Genomic DNA, 14,498 nt, shown 5'->3' with positions numbered 1-14,498 from the left:
CGGACAAGCGACACATAAGGCATCAAATTATCTCTGCAGTATTGGATTATATGGATAAAAAGGGCTGAGGCATTACGGGCTAACATACATTATACTCAATCACTGTACCATAATACCTTCCCGGGGGCAACGGTCTTAAGACATTTAAAAAAGCCCGCCCAACTCCGGAACCGGGGCTCCGCAGCTGTGGCGGGCATTTCTACCACCTTTCTTTAGGTTGTTTAACCTTCCAGGCTTTCCATTAATGCCTTCCAGTCACAATACTCCTCGACGTTTTCCAAGGCTATCTTAATAGCCAGCTGGTCGGTGGGATGAATGTGGCGGTATACCTGGTCGAGTTTTTCGATGGTTGTATAGGTGTCAGTATAAACCAGAATAACAGGAACTCCCTTTTCGGAAGCCCGGGCAATAACTTTTACATCCGGGTAGAGTCCTCCGGTCAATATCAGCACCGAAGTATTCGTTTCAAGGGCCGCCAGGGCAAGATCCGCCCTGTCACCACCGAAAATTACTGCCTTATTGGTAGCACGGCGGAAGTAGGTAAGAGCGCTCTCAGTGGTCATAGCCCCTATTACCACATCTTCCACTAGACGGTCCATATGATCCCCGCCGGCAAGTATTTCTCCGCCCAGCACCTCGTAGTATTCGGCAACGGTGGGTGAGGCAATTCTCGCCCGCCTGGGTATTATGCCAAGGGTCCGAAACCCCATACCTTCCAGTATGGGCCGGAAGACCCCTTCCGTTTTGGCAAACAGCGGCCTGGGCACGTTGCTGAATATGTTGCCTACCAGGGGTATACCTTCGTGGTGGATATACCTGTTGTACATTACTGCCTGGTCCAGGCTATAATCGTCTTCAATTTTAATTACTATAAGGGCCGAAGCGTTAAATTCCCTGGCAAGGCTGATTGAATCCAGGCCACAGCTCCCTAAAATATAAGGATAAAAGGCACCGTCAATCAATACTATGTCACGGTCGCGGGATATTTCTTCGTAAGCACCCTTTATATTATCCAGGACATTGCTCATTTGCTTGTACCCGGTCAGGTATGAAGGACCTGCGCTAAAGGGGGTAATTCTTTCCAAGGGTTCATCCATACCCAGTACCTGCTTCATCAAGAGGGCATCTCCGTCCGCCTGGCCGGAAATACAGCGCCCGTTGCCCACCGGCTTAAAATATCCTACGTTATAGCCTTCCTTGTGCAATTTCTGTGCTATTCCCAGGGCTACAGCAGTCTTACCGCTTCCCGGGGTACCCATTATGAAAAGATTTTTCATTTTTTCACCTCACCAGAAGAATTTTAGGAGATGGTAATCTTGATATCCAGGGCTGAAACACCTTCGGAATAGGCGAAAAGCGGGTTTATATCGATTTCCGTTATTTCCGGGAAGTCCAGAACCAAGCGGGCCACCCGGCGAATAACATCTACCACAGCATCAATATCGGCAGGGGGAGCCCCGCGGTAGCCCCGCAGCAGTGTGTAAGCCTTTGTCTCTTCTAGCATGGATTTAATTTCTCTGGTAGTCAGCCCCTTGGCTAGCCGGAAAGATACATCTTTCAGAAGGTTTACATAGATACCTCCGAGCCCAAAAGCAATCAGGGGGCCGAATTGAATATCTTTGGTCATGCCGATAATCAACTCCGTGCCCTTGGGCATCATTCCCTGGACCTCCACTCCGTACACTTCAACCCGGGGCAGATACCGCTTAACGTTATCCATTATTTCTATAAAGGCGTTTTTTACTTCCTCCACCGTATTAAGCCCTACTTTCACGCCTCCCACATCAGTCTTGTGTAATATTTTGGGTGAGGCCACTTTCAGCACAACCGGATATCCGATTTCCTCCGCTTTTGCAGCTGCCTCTTCGGGAGTGGTGGCCAGGGATATGGGTGCAACAGGAATCCCGTAGGCCCGGGCCACTTCTGAGGCCTCGCTCCCCAGCAGTACCAGCCGCTTGTCCTTAACAACATCATATAAAACAGCCTTTACTGCCTTTTTATCCACTTGCAAAGGCGGTTCCTGCTCAACCTGCCCGTTTTTCTTCCGGTAGGAATTATAATTTACCATACCGCGGATGGCATTGATAGCCGGCTCCGGGAAGGTAAAGCACGGTATACCGGCCTCGGCCAGCATGCTGGTAGCCTCGGAAAGGCTATCTCCACCCATATTGGCAGCAAATATGGCTTTATCCGGATAGGCATCCCTTATATCAATCAATGCCCTGGCCGTTTCCTCGAATTCAGTCACCGCCGTGGGGCACATCAGCATGAGAACACTGTCAACATTTGGATCCTCGCAAACTTTCTGAAGGGCAAACCTGTAGCGGTCGGCCTTGGCATCTCCCAGCACATCCACCGGGTTATAAATTCCTGCTTCAGCAGGGAGGTTGGTTCTCAATTCCTCAATAGTTTCTTTCTCAAACCGGGCCATTTTCAAGTTCTTGCTTTCCACATTATCCGTAGCTATAATACCAGGGCCGCCGGAATTGGTAACTATGGCCACCCTTTCACCCTTAGGCACCGGGGACTTGGCAAAGGCAACGGCCAGGTCAAAAAGTTCCGTCATGCTTCTGGCCCTGATTATTCCGCACTGCTTGAAAGCAGTATCATAGGCAAGGTCGCTTCCGGCCAGGGCCCCGGTATGGGACGATGCGGCCTGGGCGCCGGCCTGGCTGGTACCGGACTTCAATACAATTACGGGCTTCTGTTTGGCTGCCTGCCCGGCAACCTCCAGGAAGCGCTCACCGTCTACTATATCTTCAATGTAACAGAGTATAACCTTTGTATTGGGATCGCTGGCAGCATCCTCAATGAAATCAATTTCCGAGAGATCCCCTTTGTTACCAAGGCTAACTATCTTGGAAAAGCCCAGCCCTGTGGACAGGCTCCAGTCCAGGATAGCAATGAGCATGGCCCCACTTTGCGAGAGGAAGGCAATTTCTCCCTGCTTGGGAAATGCCCCGGCAAAGGAAGCATTCATAGGCGTATGAGTATCCATTACCCCCACGCAATTGGGGCCCACCATCTTCATTCCGTACTCACGGCATATGGAAATAAGCTCCTTTTCCAATTCTAGTCCTTCCGACCCTATTTCTTTAAAGCCGGCAGTTATCACCACCAGGTTCTTGACCCCGGCCTTGCCGCATTCTTCAGCAACGTCACATACAAGACGTGCCGGAACGGAAATTACCGCTGTATCTACCTTACCGGGGATTTCGGCAACCCCGGGATAACAAGTCAACCCTTCTATTTCTTTATCTTTAGGGTTTACAGGATAAATAGTTCCCTGGTAACCGCTGTTCAGCAAGTTACATATGATAGCATTGCCGATTTTTCCAGGGGTTTTAGACGCGCCTATTACGGCAATGGAACTGGGTTTAAACAGGCTAACCAACTCGGCCATTCTTCCACTCCTCTTTGGCAGCAAATTATACAAATTATTATTCTAATCTTTATAACTCTGTTTTGTCCATTATAAAAATGACCGATTGGTTAAGTAAATAAAAAAGCTCAAAATAGTGCAATTAATAATAATAGCAATCTTATATACTTTTCTGTTGTTTCTAAAAATAAGAAAAATATATAATAAAAAAGGGGCTTTTATAGCCCCCCCTTTAAAACATTGTCTCAAATAAAAGTCTCTTAAAGGCAATCAGGTCCTCCCTGCCAACCCGAGAACCCAAGCGAACCATCAACACATTAGCTGGGTGCGCCATTATTTCTGGGTCATCGGTACAACGGCGCTCAAATCCCACGGAGCCGAACAGGTTGGTTAACATCTTTTGATAAGACCACACATTCAGACCAGAAGCTTCTATATCCCAGTGCCAGTAGTATTCGGTAGTTATGATGATAAAGTTTTCAATAAAAGGCTGTGAAAATGCCGCCGCCAAGAGGGTTTTGCCAAGCCCGCAGCCGCGCCAGAGCGGACTTACTTCAATACATCCCAATTCCAGGACCCGCGGGTGGCGGTACCAGCGGGCATATTGACTTGGCCTGTGCAATGTAGTGTAACCCACTATGGTATTCTGATGCCGCGCTATATATACCCTCCCGTGGTTGAGATTGGCAATCTCCATCAAGACCTCATGTTGTCTGTCGGCCGGCCGAAAATTCTTTAATTGCTTATCCATTTTCAAGGAGTGCAAGTATGTCTCCCCCGCGGGCCCCTCTACCTCCACCGGGCCCTTAGAAGTTAAAACGGGTATTGAGACAATAGAATTAATGACTTCTTCAACCAAACCACCCATATGTCGCACCTCAATAAATATACTTTATGCAAATATATCGTGCAAAAATCATGCCTAAAACTCTTAAACTTCCAAGCCATTGCAAATTGTAAGCATGTCTAAAACTTCAGCGGAACTTATTGTAAACTTCGTTTACAGTCACCGTTAAAAATCCCTTGGAATAATGAACCAGGCGGCGAGATAAACCAGTATCCCGGGAAAAGCCGCCGATACCACCGATATCAACACGTAAGCCAGCCGCACTATGGTGGCGTCGATGCCAAAGTATTCCGCTATTCCGCCGCACACGCCTCCCAGCATCCTGTTACGGCTGGAGCGGGTAAGTCTCCTTATCTGCCGGGCCACACGTACACCCCCTGCCGATCGAAAAACTACTCCCAGCTAAAATTTTCCCTTCGCACACCCAAATCAAGTAATTTTACCAGGGCGGCACCGGCTATGAATCCTCCCACATGGGCCCACCAGGCCACCGTACTGGCCGTCCCGCCCAGAGAACCCAGAGTGTTAAACACCTGGATTAAAAACCAGATGCCGATAAATATTACCGCCGGAATTTCCACTAAAGTTAGGAAAACAAAAATCGGAACCAAAGATAAAATACGGGACCGTGGAAACAGGAAAAAATAAGCACCCAGAATCCCCGCCACCGCCCCGCTGGCCCCAATAACGGGAACGGTAGATGTGGGATTGGCCATTACATGGACAATCCCGGCCACCACCCCCACCGCCAGGTAGAATAAAAGATAGCCAAAGTGGCCAAGGCGGTCTTCTACATTATCTCCAAATATCCACAAATACCACATATTACCCAGTATATGCACCCACCCGCCGTGGACGAACATGGCTGAAATAAAGGATAAAAATGCCGGCTCCATGGGCGCGCCTGTAAAAATGGTATTTAAAACCTCCGCCGGAACCACGCCAAAAACATAAAAAAATTGATTTAATTCATATTGCTCAAGGGAAAGCTCCAGGAAAAAAACTAAAAAGTTAATAATAATTATGGCCACGTTAATAAAAGGAAAAGACCTGGAGCGGGCGCTGTCTCGAAGCGGTATCAACTTACCGCCCCCCTCCTTTAAAATATACTTAAATTTAATTCCCGGGACAGGTCTTCCAGCATGTGAACTCCCGCCACGCTGTTGCCCTTATCATCCAGGGCGGGGCCGATAATACCAATGCCCATCTTCCCGGGCACGGAGGCCATTATACCTCCTGAAACACCGCTTTTGGCAGGAATGCCTACCTTGATGGCAAATTCTCCGGATGCATCATACATGCCGCAAGTGACCATAAATGTTTTTATCAGCCTGAATATCCAGGGGGAGATTTGTAGTTGTGTTCCGTCAGGGACAATGCCGTTACTGGCAATGCAAAATCCTATGGCCGCGAGGTCGCGGCAGGTCACTTCTATGGAACACTGGCGGAAATATAAATCCAATATTTCCTCCACGTCCCCGTCAATTATCCCGGTGGCACGCATAAAATAAGCCAGGGAACGGTTCCGGTCTCCGGTTTCCTTTTCAGAATAATAAACTTTCCTGTTATAATCAATATATTTATTTCCGGCCAAAAGACGAACCAGATTTAGTAGTCTTTGAAACCGCTCTTCCACGCTTCTCCCTTTAATCATGGCAGTGGTGGCTATGGCCCCGGCATTAATCATGGGGTTCAGCGGCTTGGAAGGCTCCATGGTTTCCAGCCTGGTTATGGAATCAAAGCGGTCTGCCGTGGGCTCCATTCCCACGCGGGAAAAAACATATTCCTTACCCCTGTCCATGAGGGCGAGCATCAGGGCCACCGGCTTTGAAATGCTCTGCATGGTAAAAGTTGTTTCACAGTCACCAGCGGTATAAACATTACCCGAGGAAGTTATAACTGTAATTCCCAGAACACCCGGCGAAGCTTTGCTCAGTTCCGGTATGTATTGAACCACCTTTCCCCCGGCAGTCCACCGTCTGTTTTTTTGTACGATTTCTTCCAATAAAGTTTGCATGAGTATAGTTTAGCCTGAATTAACAAAGGTTATTAAAAACCCCACCTTTATCAGGTGGGGCAACATTATGTTACGGGATTACCTTATTCAAAGGATATTCTATAATATCTTGCGCTCCACAACGCTTTAGCTCGGGAATTAAATCCCTGGCCTGTTTTTCATCCAGCACTACCTCCACCGCCATCCAATCACTGTCCACCAACTGGGAAACCGTTGGGTGTTTCATTGCTGGCAGAATGGAAAGTACCTCTTCCAATTTATCCTTGGGTAAGTTCATTTTTAGCCCGGCCTTGGATTCGGCACGCAGTGCCCCCTGGAGTAAAAGGGCCAGGTTCTGAAGCTTTTCCCTTTTCCACTGGTCCTGCCAGGATTCCTTATTGGCGTGCAGTCTGGGGGTGGACTCAAGAATGGTGGCAATTACCCTTAGTTTATTAGCCCTTAAAGAACTTCCCGTTTCCGTCAGGTCGGCAATGGCATCCACAAGCCGGGGAACCTTCACCTCGGTAGCACCATAAGAATACTCCACCGTCGCCTCTACCCCGTGTTGCTCCAGGTAGCGCCTGGTCACACCCACCAGCTCGGTGGCAATACGCTTTCCTTGCAGGTCTTTAACCGTTTGAATATCACTGTCCTTGGCCACGGCAATAACCAGGCGTATGGGATTGGCTGTTCGCTTGGAGTAGGGCAGGTCGGCCACTTCCACCACATCCGCCTGGTTTTCCAAAATCCAGTCCAGCCCGCTGAGCCCCGCGTCCAGCACCCCTTCATTGACATAGCGGGGGATTTCCTGTGCCCGCATGAGCACAACTTCCAGCTCCGGGTCATCTATGGATGGAAAATACGACCGGCTACGCACGCTAATATTATAGCCGGCCCTTTTAAACAATTGAAATGTAGCTTCCTGCAAGCTTCCCTTGGGAAGTCCAAGACGTAATTGGGGCAAGAGAATAACCTCCTTATTTTATCTCGTTATCTGTTTAGCGTATTAAAGAATTAATTCACTGTTTCAGTATAAACCTCGCCCCCTTATGTGTCAAGGTATTTTTTTGATACCTTCCAATCTCTTTAACTTTTTTCTATAATTAAACAAATAAAGCAACCGGGGAGCGTGATGCCGTGAACCGCTATTACATTTCCATAGTTCGAAAAACCCGCCATCACATATTCTTTAATTTCTTTGTAAACGGGGCCCTGTCCAACACCGACGGTTACATTTGCATGGAAACCAGGGACTTCGACCGCTTCTACAAAGACCTTTTCAAATCCTCCCGGGGCAACTGCGTAAAAGCATACAGCACCAACCCTCCTTGCGAATTTTACCCCTGAGAGGGCGTACAAATTCTGTCTTGCGGGCATAAAACTTCTTATCGTGCCCAAAATAATAGGCAGGCCCCGTGCCGCCTCCGGCGGTAGCGGGGAGCACCGGCCGAATCCTTTAAAGGAGGGACGTGCCCCTCATGCCGACACACATAGCCATTTTCACCATTTTTATCGTTGCAGCCAACCTCCTTCTTGGAACCCCAGCGGCCTGTCCTGAAGAAAGCGGCAAAAACAATATAATAATTTACTGGACCGACGGGGAAAAACTCAAGGCAGTCACCCTGACCTGTCTCAATAAGCCCCCGAACCCCGTGGGCATAGTATCTATCCCCATACGCACTGCCCTTGACCCCGAAAACCCCTTCATTACAGTGGAAAAGTATTATTACCAAAAAGGCAGGGAGACCTTAAGCCGCCGGCTGGAAAAATTATTTGGCATTCCCATCGGCAGTTATGTACACGTGAGGCAAGAAGCCTTGGAGCACTTCAGCGAAATATTGGGCCCCATCCAGCTGGGTGCGTATAATACCACCCTGGCCGAAATGTTCGAGGGTAAATATGTGGACAGGCCGGTAAATCTTCAATGGGAAATCCGCTGTTTCGCCCAAAATATGTTAAAGCCCTCCATTTTCTTGAAAATCCCCCGGCTGATTTGGATTTACAGCACAGAAATTGAAAGCAACCTTACCGTTGACCACGCCCTGGCCTTTTACGGCATAATCCGGGGATGGGGCCCTGAAATACTGCAAAAACAGGCGCTGCCGGGAAAGGAATACAGAATCGGAAATAAAAAATACCGGCTGGTTCAGCCTGAAGCCTGGGCCCAAACCCTCCGGGCCGTCACCGCGCCGGAAAAAGGATAAGGGGACAGTCCCCCTTTTTTAGGGGGGCTGTCCCCTTATTCCCCGTCATTATTAACCTGGTGGTGAAAGACAGCCCCCAGGTCACCGGTATCATAGCCCTCGGGGCGCACGTTGAGCTCGCTCACCACTTCCCTTACACCCCGCCCCCTGGAAGCGGCCCGCAGTGCAGCCCTTTCCTCCTCCGGAGTGTCCACAGTGCCGCGGAGAAATACTTTTCCCCTTACCGATTCCGCCCCCACGTGCCTTGTACTTACCCGCGGGTCGGCTTTCAGCTCCTCGGTCACCTCCATTTCCACCCCCGCATCGGTAATGGCGCCGTCCGTACTTATGGCCAGGCCGTTTTCCACCGAGCGGACACCTTCCATTTGGGAAATCATTTCCACGGCCCGGTTTTGGTCCGCCAGTGTATCCACAACCCCTGACAACTGTACCTTTCCGTCATGAACATCCACTTCCAGGCCGTAACCCTTAAACTCCTTGTGGGAATCCAACACGGCCTGGATTTTTTCCCGCAACTCCCGGTCCTTCTCTTCCGACATGGCAATATGCCCTCCTTCCTGGAATCAAAATTTATTATTCCCTGTCCCGGCTTAATTATATTTGCCGGAAAAATCAAGGCCGCCCCCAAAGGCCTCAATCCAGTATATCCAGCTCGAAATGAAAGTGTAAAAACAACAGCGCCAGCGCTAACTTCACCACCAGCCAGAGAAATTTTCCCCGCCCGAACCCGTGAACCACACCTACACATAAACCGGCCAGGAACCACAGAGAAAGCGCCAACCCCACAACAGCACTAACGAGAGACAACAGCGCATTCAATTTAAACACCCCCTGCTGATATTTATGCAGGGGAAGCCGCTTTTAGGACAGGCAGGGTCAGGTTTCAACAGACCTGGACCCAAACCCGCCGGGCCGTTACCACTTTTATCAACCAAAGAGATTTTTTAGAACGCTTTTATTGTAAAAGTAATATTTATATAAAGATAAACTTTTGTGTTCTAGGAGGTAACCATATGCCTTACCATCACCCACCTGGGCCCGGCGTGCCCCCGGATCATATACCTTATCAGCTTCAAATCCCCCAACAACCTATTCTTGGTCCCCATCGCTTTGAGAAACTGGTGCAAAATATTTATAAAGCCATCGCAGACGAAGCAACTGCAGCCGAATTTTACTCCCGCTTGTTGAGGAAAGCCCCGGATGAATTAAATCGAGAGTTTGTTCATCATGCCTATAAAGATGAGTTGACACACCTGGAGGCTTTTACAAAACTATATAGACACTTCACCGGGCAAATACCTCAATATAATGTTAGACACGTACAATATCCATCATATAAAGAGGGCATACTAACAGCTTTAAAAAATGAACTAGAAGCAGCAGAATTTTATAAAGATGTTATTCTCTCCACCACAGATCAATTAGTTAAGGATACGTTTTTCCTGGCAATGGTTGATGAATTGGAGCACGCAACCCGATTCGGTGTTCTTTATAATGCTCTTTAAAAATGATGAGACCTGCCCCCATAATAAAGCCGCCCTTTGAAAGGGCGGCTTTGCCGTTACTTCACCACTATGTTTACCAGCTTTTTAGGTACAGTAACTACTTTCACCACATTTTTCCCCTTTGTCAATTCCTGCACCCTGGGCTGGGCCAGCACTGTCTCCTTCATGGCCTCGGGGGTAATATCAGCCGGGACCACCACTCTGTCCCTGACCTTACCGTTAATCTGAACCACAATAGTTATTTCGTCCTCCACAATGGCCTTCCGGTCATAATCCGGCCAGGATTGCCTGTGGATACTTTCCGTGTGGCCGATGGCCTCCCACAATTCCTCAGTAATGTGGGGGGCAAAGGGTGCCAGCAGCAGCAGCAGCATCTCGACACTTTCCCGCAATACCGCGGGGTCACGGTCGGTTTCCGGAACCTCCTTGTATTGATACAGGGCATTGACCAGCTCCATTATGGCACTTACCGCGGTATTAAAGTTGAACCGCTGGGAAATATCTTCGGTAACTTTTTTAATAGTTTGGTGGGTAATCCGGCGCATTTCCCGGTTTACCCCAACCAGTTCACCCCGGGGCACGGAAGGGGCATCCTTAATTGACCGGTGCACCGAGGCCACCAGGCGCCACACCCGGTTCAAGAAGCGGTAGCACCCCTCCACCCCCTGGTCGCTCCATTCCAGGTCCCGCTCGGGAGGTGAAGCAAAAAGGATAAAAAGCCTTGCCGTATCGGCTCCGTAAGTGGCCACAATATCCTCGGGGCTTACCACATTGCCCTTGGACTTGCTCATTTTGGCCCCGTCCTTGAGCACCATGCCCTGGGTGAGAAGATTTGTAAAGGGCTCGTCATTCTTCAGGTAACCCATATCATAGAAGGCCTTGGTAAAGAACCGGCTATACAGGAGGTGCAGGATGGCATGCTCCACTCCCCCGATGTACTGGTCAACGGGCAGCCAGTATTCCACCCGCTCTCTGTCCCAGGCACTTTCTTCATCCCTGGGGCTGGTATAGCGGTAATAATACCAGGAAGAACACATGAAGGTATCCATGGTGTCGGTTTCCCGCCGGGCATGCCCCCCACACTCGGGACAGGTAGTATTTACAAATTCCTCACAATCCAGCAGGGGATTTCTCCCGGTCTGCTTGAAAGTGACGTCCACGGGCAACATCACCGGAAGGTCCTCCTCAGGAACCGGCACAATACCACACTTATCGCAATAAACAATGGGGATCGGGGCACCCCAGTAACGCTGGCGGGAGATCAGCCAGTCCCGCAGGCGGTAATTTACCTGCTCCTTACCCCAGCCTTTTTCCTCCAGGTATTTGATAACCGCCCTAATTCCTTCTCTGTTGGGGGTACCGTCAAAGGGCCCCGAATTCACCATCACACCGTCTTCGGTGTAGGCCCCGGTCATGGTTTCGGAATCCAGCTCCTGCCCCGGAGGCTGAATAACCACCCGTATGGGCAAATTATACTTGCGAGCAAATTCAAAGTCCCGCTGGTCATGGGCGGGCACACCCATAACCGCCCCGGTTCCGTATTCCATAAGCACGTAGTTACCGACCAGAATGGGCACCTTTTCGCCGTTCACCGGGTTAATGCAATATGCTCCGGTAAACAGGCCTTCCTTTTCGGTTTCCGCTGATGTGCGGGCCAATTCACTCATATTACGCACTTTTTTTACAAACGCCCGGACCGCTTCCGCCTCCGGCCTGCCCTGAATTAATTTTTCCATCAGGGGATGCTCGGGCGCCAGAACCATATATGTAACACCGTAAATGGTATCAGGACGGGTGGTAAAGACCGTAATATCATCACCGGTCTCCGCCCGGAAAACTATCTCGGCACCTTCACTGCGCCCTATCCAATTTTCCTGCATTATTTTTACTTTTTCCGGCCAGCCCTTCAGCTTCTCCAGGTCGGCCAGCAGGCGGTCCGCATAGCGGGTAATTCTAAAAAACCACTGCTCCAGCTCTCGCCTTTCCACGCTGCTGCTGCAGCGCTCGCAAAGACCTTCCTTAACCTGCTCGTTGGCCAGCACCGTGGCACATGAAGGGCACCAGTTTACGGCCGCCTTCTTTTTGTAAGCCAGCCCGTGCTTATAGAGCTGCAGGAACAACCACTGGGTCCACTTATAGTAGCCGGGGTGACAGGTGGCCAACTCCCGCTTCCAGTCATAGCTTATGCCCAGCTGTTTTAGCTGCTTCCGCATGGTATCGATATTTTCCCAGGTCCAGCTTGCCGGGTGCACACCGTGCTTGATGGCAGCATTCTCAGCCGGCAAGCCGAATGCATCCCAGCCCATGGGGTGCAGGACGTGGTATCCCTGCATGGTTTTAAAGCGCGCCACCACGTCGCCTATGGAATAATTGCGCACGTGGCCCATATGTAATTTCCCGGAGGGATACGGGAACATTTCCAAGCAATAGTACTTCGGCTTGTCACTGAAATCAGGTACGGAATAAATATCCTCCGCTTCCCAGCGGGCCTGCCATTTCTCTTCAATTTCTTTGAAGTCGTACCGTTCTTTCACGCTCCTCCCCGGTTCCCTTAAAAAAGAAAACCGGCTGGACACCTCCTTCTTCTACCATGAGCTACTTATATAGTCTAATACGGCTGCAAGCTTCACCGCGATAGTATATTTCCCCCAAAAAGTAGTAAACACACGGTCATATTACCGTGCTCACCCGATATTACAACTCTTTAAACTTATCATAAAATGTCATAAAAGGCAAGAAAACAAAAAAATACGAAGGATGCGGACCCCTGAAGCGGCTAGGTGAAACCTGTTGTACTAGGAGCTCCGCATCCGGTAAGTACATTTGATTTACGCCGTTTCTACCAGGTGTTCCAGGCCCAGCTTCCTTATGGCCATTTCCCTGAGCTTAAATTTCTGCACCTTACCGTTGGCAGTGGTTGGATACTTCGACACGAATTCAACATACTTGGGAATCTTGTAGCGGGCAATTTTACCCTGGCAAAATTCCTTGATTTCTTCCGGGGTAGCCTTCTCTCCCTCTTTCAGCTGGATGAAGGCCATTACCTCTTCCCCGTATTTCTCACTGGGCACACCCACCACCTGAACATCCTTAACCTTGGGATGGGTATACAAAAATTCTTCAATTTCCCGCGGGTAAATGTTTTCCCCGCCCCGGATGATCATATCTTTAATACGCCCGGTTATTCTAACATAACCGTTCTCATCCATGATGCCCAAATCACCCGTATGCAGCCAGCCCTCAGCATCAATTGCGGCAGCAGTGGCCTCGGGCATCTTATAATATCCCTTCATAACATTGTAACCCCTGGCGCAAATCTCGCCCTGCTTACCCCGGGGAAGTTCTTCGCCCGTTTCCGGGTCAACTATTTTTACTTCAATACCCGGCAAAGCCCGCCCGACAGTGCTCACCCTTATGTCCAGGGAATCCTGGGTACGGGTCATGGTAATACCCGGTGCGGCCTCAGTTTGGCCGTAAGTTATTACTATCTCCCGCATCCCCATGCGCTCCACCACTGCCTTCATAACTTCAATGGGGCACGGCGCACCGGCCATAATACCCGTTCTCAGGGATGAAGTATCGAAATGCTGCTTTTCTAAAACCTCCAGCTCGGTAATAAACATGGTCGGCACCCCGTGCAGCGCTGTACAGCGCTCCGCCTCCACCGTTTCAAGCACTTTGACGGGGTTGAAGGAAATCAAGGGCAGCATGGTGGCCCCCCAGGCAACGCAGGTCAATGTACCCAAAACGCAGCCAAAGCAATGGAATAAAGGTACGGGTATACACAAGCGGTCCTCGGGCCCAAAATTCATGCACCGGCCAATACTGATGGCGTTACCCACCAGGTTATAGTGGGTAAGCATTACTCCCTTGGGAAAGCCGGTAGTACCCGAAGTATATTGCATATTTATTACATCATCCGCATCCAGAGAGGACTGGCGGGCCCGCAGTTCCTTATCGGAAACGGCCTCACCCATCTTCAATAAATCCTGCCAGGTAAACATTCCCGGATATCTTTCCTTGCCAATAAACAGAACATTCTTTAACATGGGCAACTTCTGACTATTCAGCCGGCCAGGCATACAGCTCTTGAGCTCGGGACATATTTCATAAATCATTTCTATAAAATTATTTTCTTTGGTCCCTTCTGTAAACAATAACGTGGTGGCATCCGACTGTTTAAGCAAGTATTCTATTTCAAAAGCCTTGTAGTGGGTATTGGCCGTTACCAAAACCGCTCCCATTTTGGCCATGGCAAATTGAAGAATGACCCATTCCGGTACATTTGTCGCCCACACCAGTACATGTTCGCCCCGCTTAATGCCAAGGGCCATGAGTCCCTTGGCCACCCTCTCGCACTCCCGCTGAAATTCCCTGTATGTGTAGCGAAGGCCCAGTTCATGGTATACCAGGGCCTCATTATCCGGATACCTGGCCACAGCCTCATCCAGCAACTCCCCTATGGTTATCCGGCCAAAAGATTTCAAGGTCGTTACCTCCCTGGATTTATTCTTCATCGTTTTAAAATATTAACTTACTAAATTAATCAAAATACAAAATTACC

General features: G+C 49.5%; 14 protein-coding genes. 2 read left to right on the top strand and 12 right to left on the bottom strand.

All coding sequences use genetic code 11. From position 1 onward, the window contains the following. Window positions 1-221 precede the first annotated feature (221 nt). From ACX4JR_RS03445 to ACX4JR_RS03410, 8 genes are all read right to left on the bottom strand, one after another. Window positions 222-1,277, bottom strand: coding sequence for a phosphotransacetylase family protein (locus ACX4JR_RS03445; protein ID WP_476059660.1), 1,056 nt, complete (start codon window positions 1,275-1,277; stop codon window positions 222-224). Window positions 1,278-1,300: 23 nt separating this feature from the next. Further along, the gene (gene acs / locus ACX4JR_RS03440; RefSeq protein WP_476059659.1) at window positions 1,301-3,403 is read right to left on the bottom strand and encodes an acetate--CoA ligase alpha subunit; all 2,103 of its coding nucleotides are present in this window, start codon (window positions 3,401-3,403) and stop codon (window positions 1,301-1,303) included. A gap of 211 nt (window positions 3,404-3,614) precedes the next feature. After that, window positions 3,615-4,250 (bottom strand): GNAT family N-acetyltransferase, encoded by a 636-nt coding sequence (locus ACX4JR_RS03435; protein WP_476059658.1) that lies wholly within the window; start codon window positions 4,248-4,250, stop codon window positions 3,615-3,617. 144 nt (window positions 4,251-4,394) lie between these two features. Continuing rightward, window positions 4,395-4,595: a PspC domain-containing protein gene (locus ACX4JR_RS03430; RefSeq protein ID WP_476059657.1), complete on the bottom strand. Its 201-nt coding sequence runs from the start codon at window positions 4,593-4,595 to the stop codon at window positions 4,395-4,397. Window positions 4,596-4,621: 26 nt separating this feature from the next. After that, a complete protein-coding gene (locus ACX4JR_RS03425) occupies window positions 4,622-5,311 on the bottom strand; it encodes a rhomboid family intramembrane serine protease (protein WP_476059656.1) in 690 nt (229 codons plus the stop codon). 17 nt (window positions 5,312-5,328) lie between these two features. Next, window positions 5,329-6,246, bottom strand: coding sequence for a glutaminase A (gene glsA / locus ACX4JR_RS03420; RefSeq protein WP_476059655.1), 918 nt, complete (start codon window positions 6,244-6,246; stop codon window positions 5,329-5,331). Between the two features lie 70 nt (window positions 6,247-6,316). Then, window positions 6,317-7,189, bottom strand: coding sequence for an ATP phosphoribosyltransferase (hisG, locus tag ACX4JR_RS03415; protein WP_476059654.1), 873 nt, complete (start codon window positions 7,187-7,189; stop codon window positions 6,317-6,319). A 122-nt stretch (window positions 7,190-7,311) separates the two neighbouring features. Then, window positions 7,312-7,602 (bottom strand): hypothetical protein, encoded by a 291-nt coding sequence (locus tag ACX4JR_RS03410; protein WP_476059653.1) that lies wholly within the window; start codon window positions 7,600-7,602, stop codon window positions 7,312-7,314. A 101-nt stretch (window positions 7,603-7,703) separates the two neighbouring features. Between ACX4JR_RS03410 and ACX4JR_RS03405 the strand changes: the two genes are divergently transcribed. Beyond that, the gene (locus ACX4JR_RS03405; protein ID WP_476059652.1) at window positions 7,704-8,429 is read left to right on the top strand and encodes an LCP family protein; all 726 of its coding nucleotides are present in this window, start codon (window positions 7,704-7,706) and stop codon (window positions 8,427-8,429) included. A gap of 35 nt (window positions 8,430-8,464) precedes the next feature. Here ACX4JR_RS03405 and ACX4JR_RS03400 read toward each other — a convergent pair whose 3' ends face one another. Then, window positions 8,465-8,968, bottom strand: a complete 504-nt coding sequence (locus ACX4JR_RS03400) for a BON domain-containing protein (protein ID WP_476059651.1) — start codon at window positions 8,966-8,968, stop codon at window positions 8,465-8,467. Window positions 8,969-9,062: 94 nt separating this feature from the next. Beyond that, window positions 9,063-9,248 carry a hypothetical protein gene (locus ACX4JR_RS03395; protein ID WP_476059650.1) on the bottom strand — a complete coding sequence of 62 codons (186 nt, stop codon included), beginning with the start codon at window positions 9,246-9,248 and terminating at the stop codon, window positions 9,063-9,065. A 194-nt stretch (window positions 9,249-9,442) separates the two neighbouring features. Between ACX4JR_RS03395 and ACX4JR_RS03390 the strand changes: the two genes are divergently transcribed. Next, complete coding sequence (locus ACX4JR_RS03390; protein ID WP_476059649.1) at window positions 9,443-9,934, top strand: ferritin family protein; 492 nt, start codon at window positions 9,443-9,445, stop codon at window positions 9,932-9,934. Window positions 9,935-9,990: 56 nt separating this feature from the next. On the opposite strand, the gene leuS is transcribed toward ACX4JR_RS03390, so the two are convergent. Both leuS and ACX4JR_RS03380 read right to left on the bottom strand, forming a co-directional pair. Further along, complete coding sequence (gene leuS, locus ACX4JR_RS03385) at window positions 9,991-12,468, bottom strand: leucine--tRNA ligase (protein ID WP_476059648.1); 2,478 nt, start codon at window positions 12,466-12,468, stop codon at window positions 9,991-9,993. Between the two features lie 294 nt (window positions 12,469-12,762). Continuing rightward, entirely contained in the window at window positions 12,763-14,451 is a 1,689-nt protein-coding gene (locus tag ACX4JR_RS03380) for an AMP-binding protein (protein WP_476059647.1), read from the bottom strand. Between the last annotated feature and the right edge of the window lie 47 nt (window positions 14,452-14,498).

The organism is Desulfofundulus sp. JL263-se, assembly GCF_056316025.1.
Note: the sequence above shows the minus strand (reverse complement) of the source record. Positions and strands in the feature narration are given on the sequence as shown.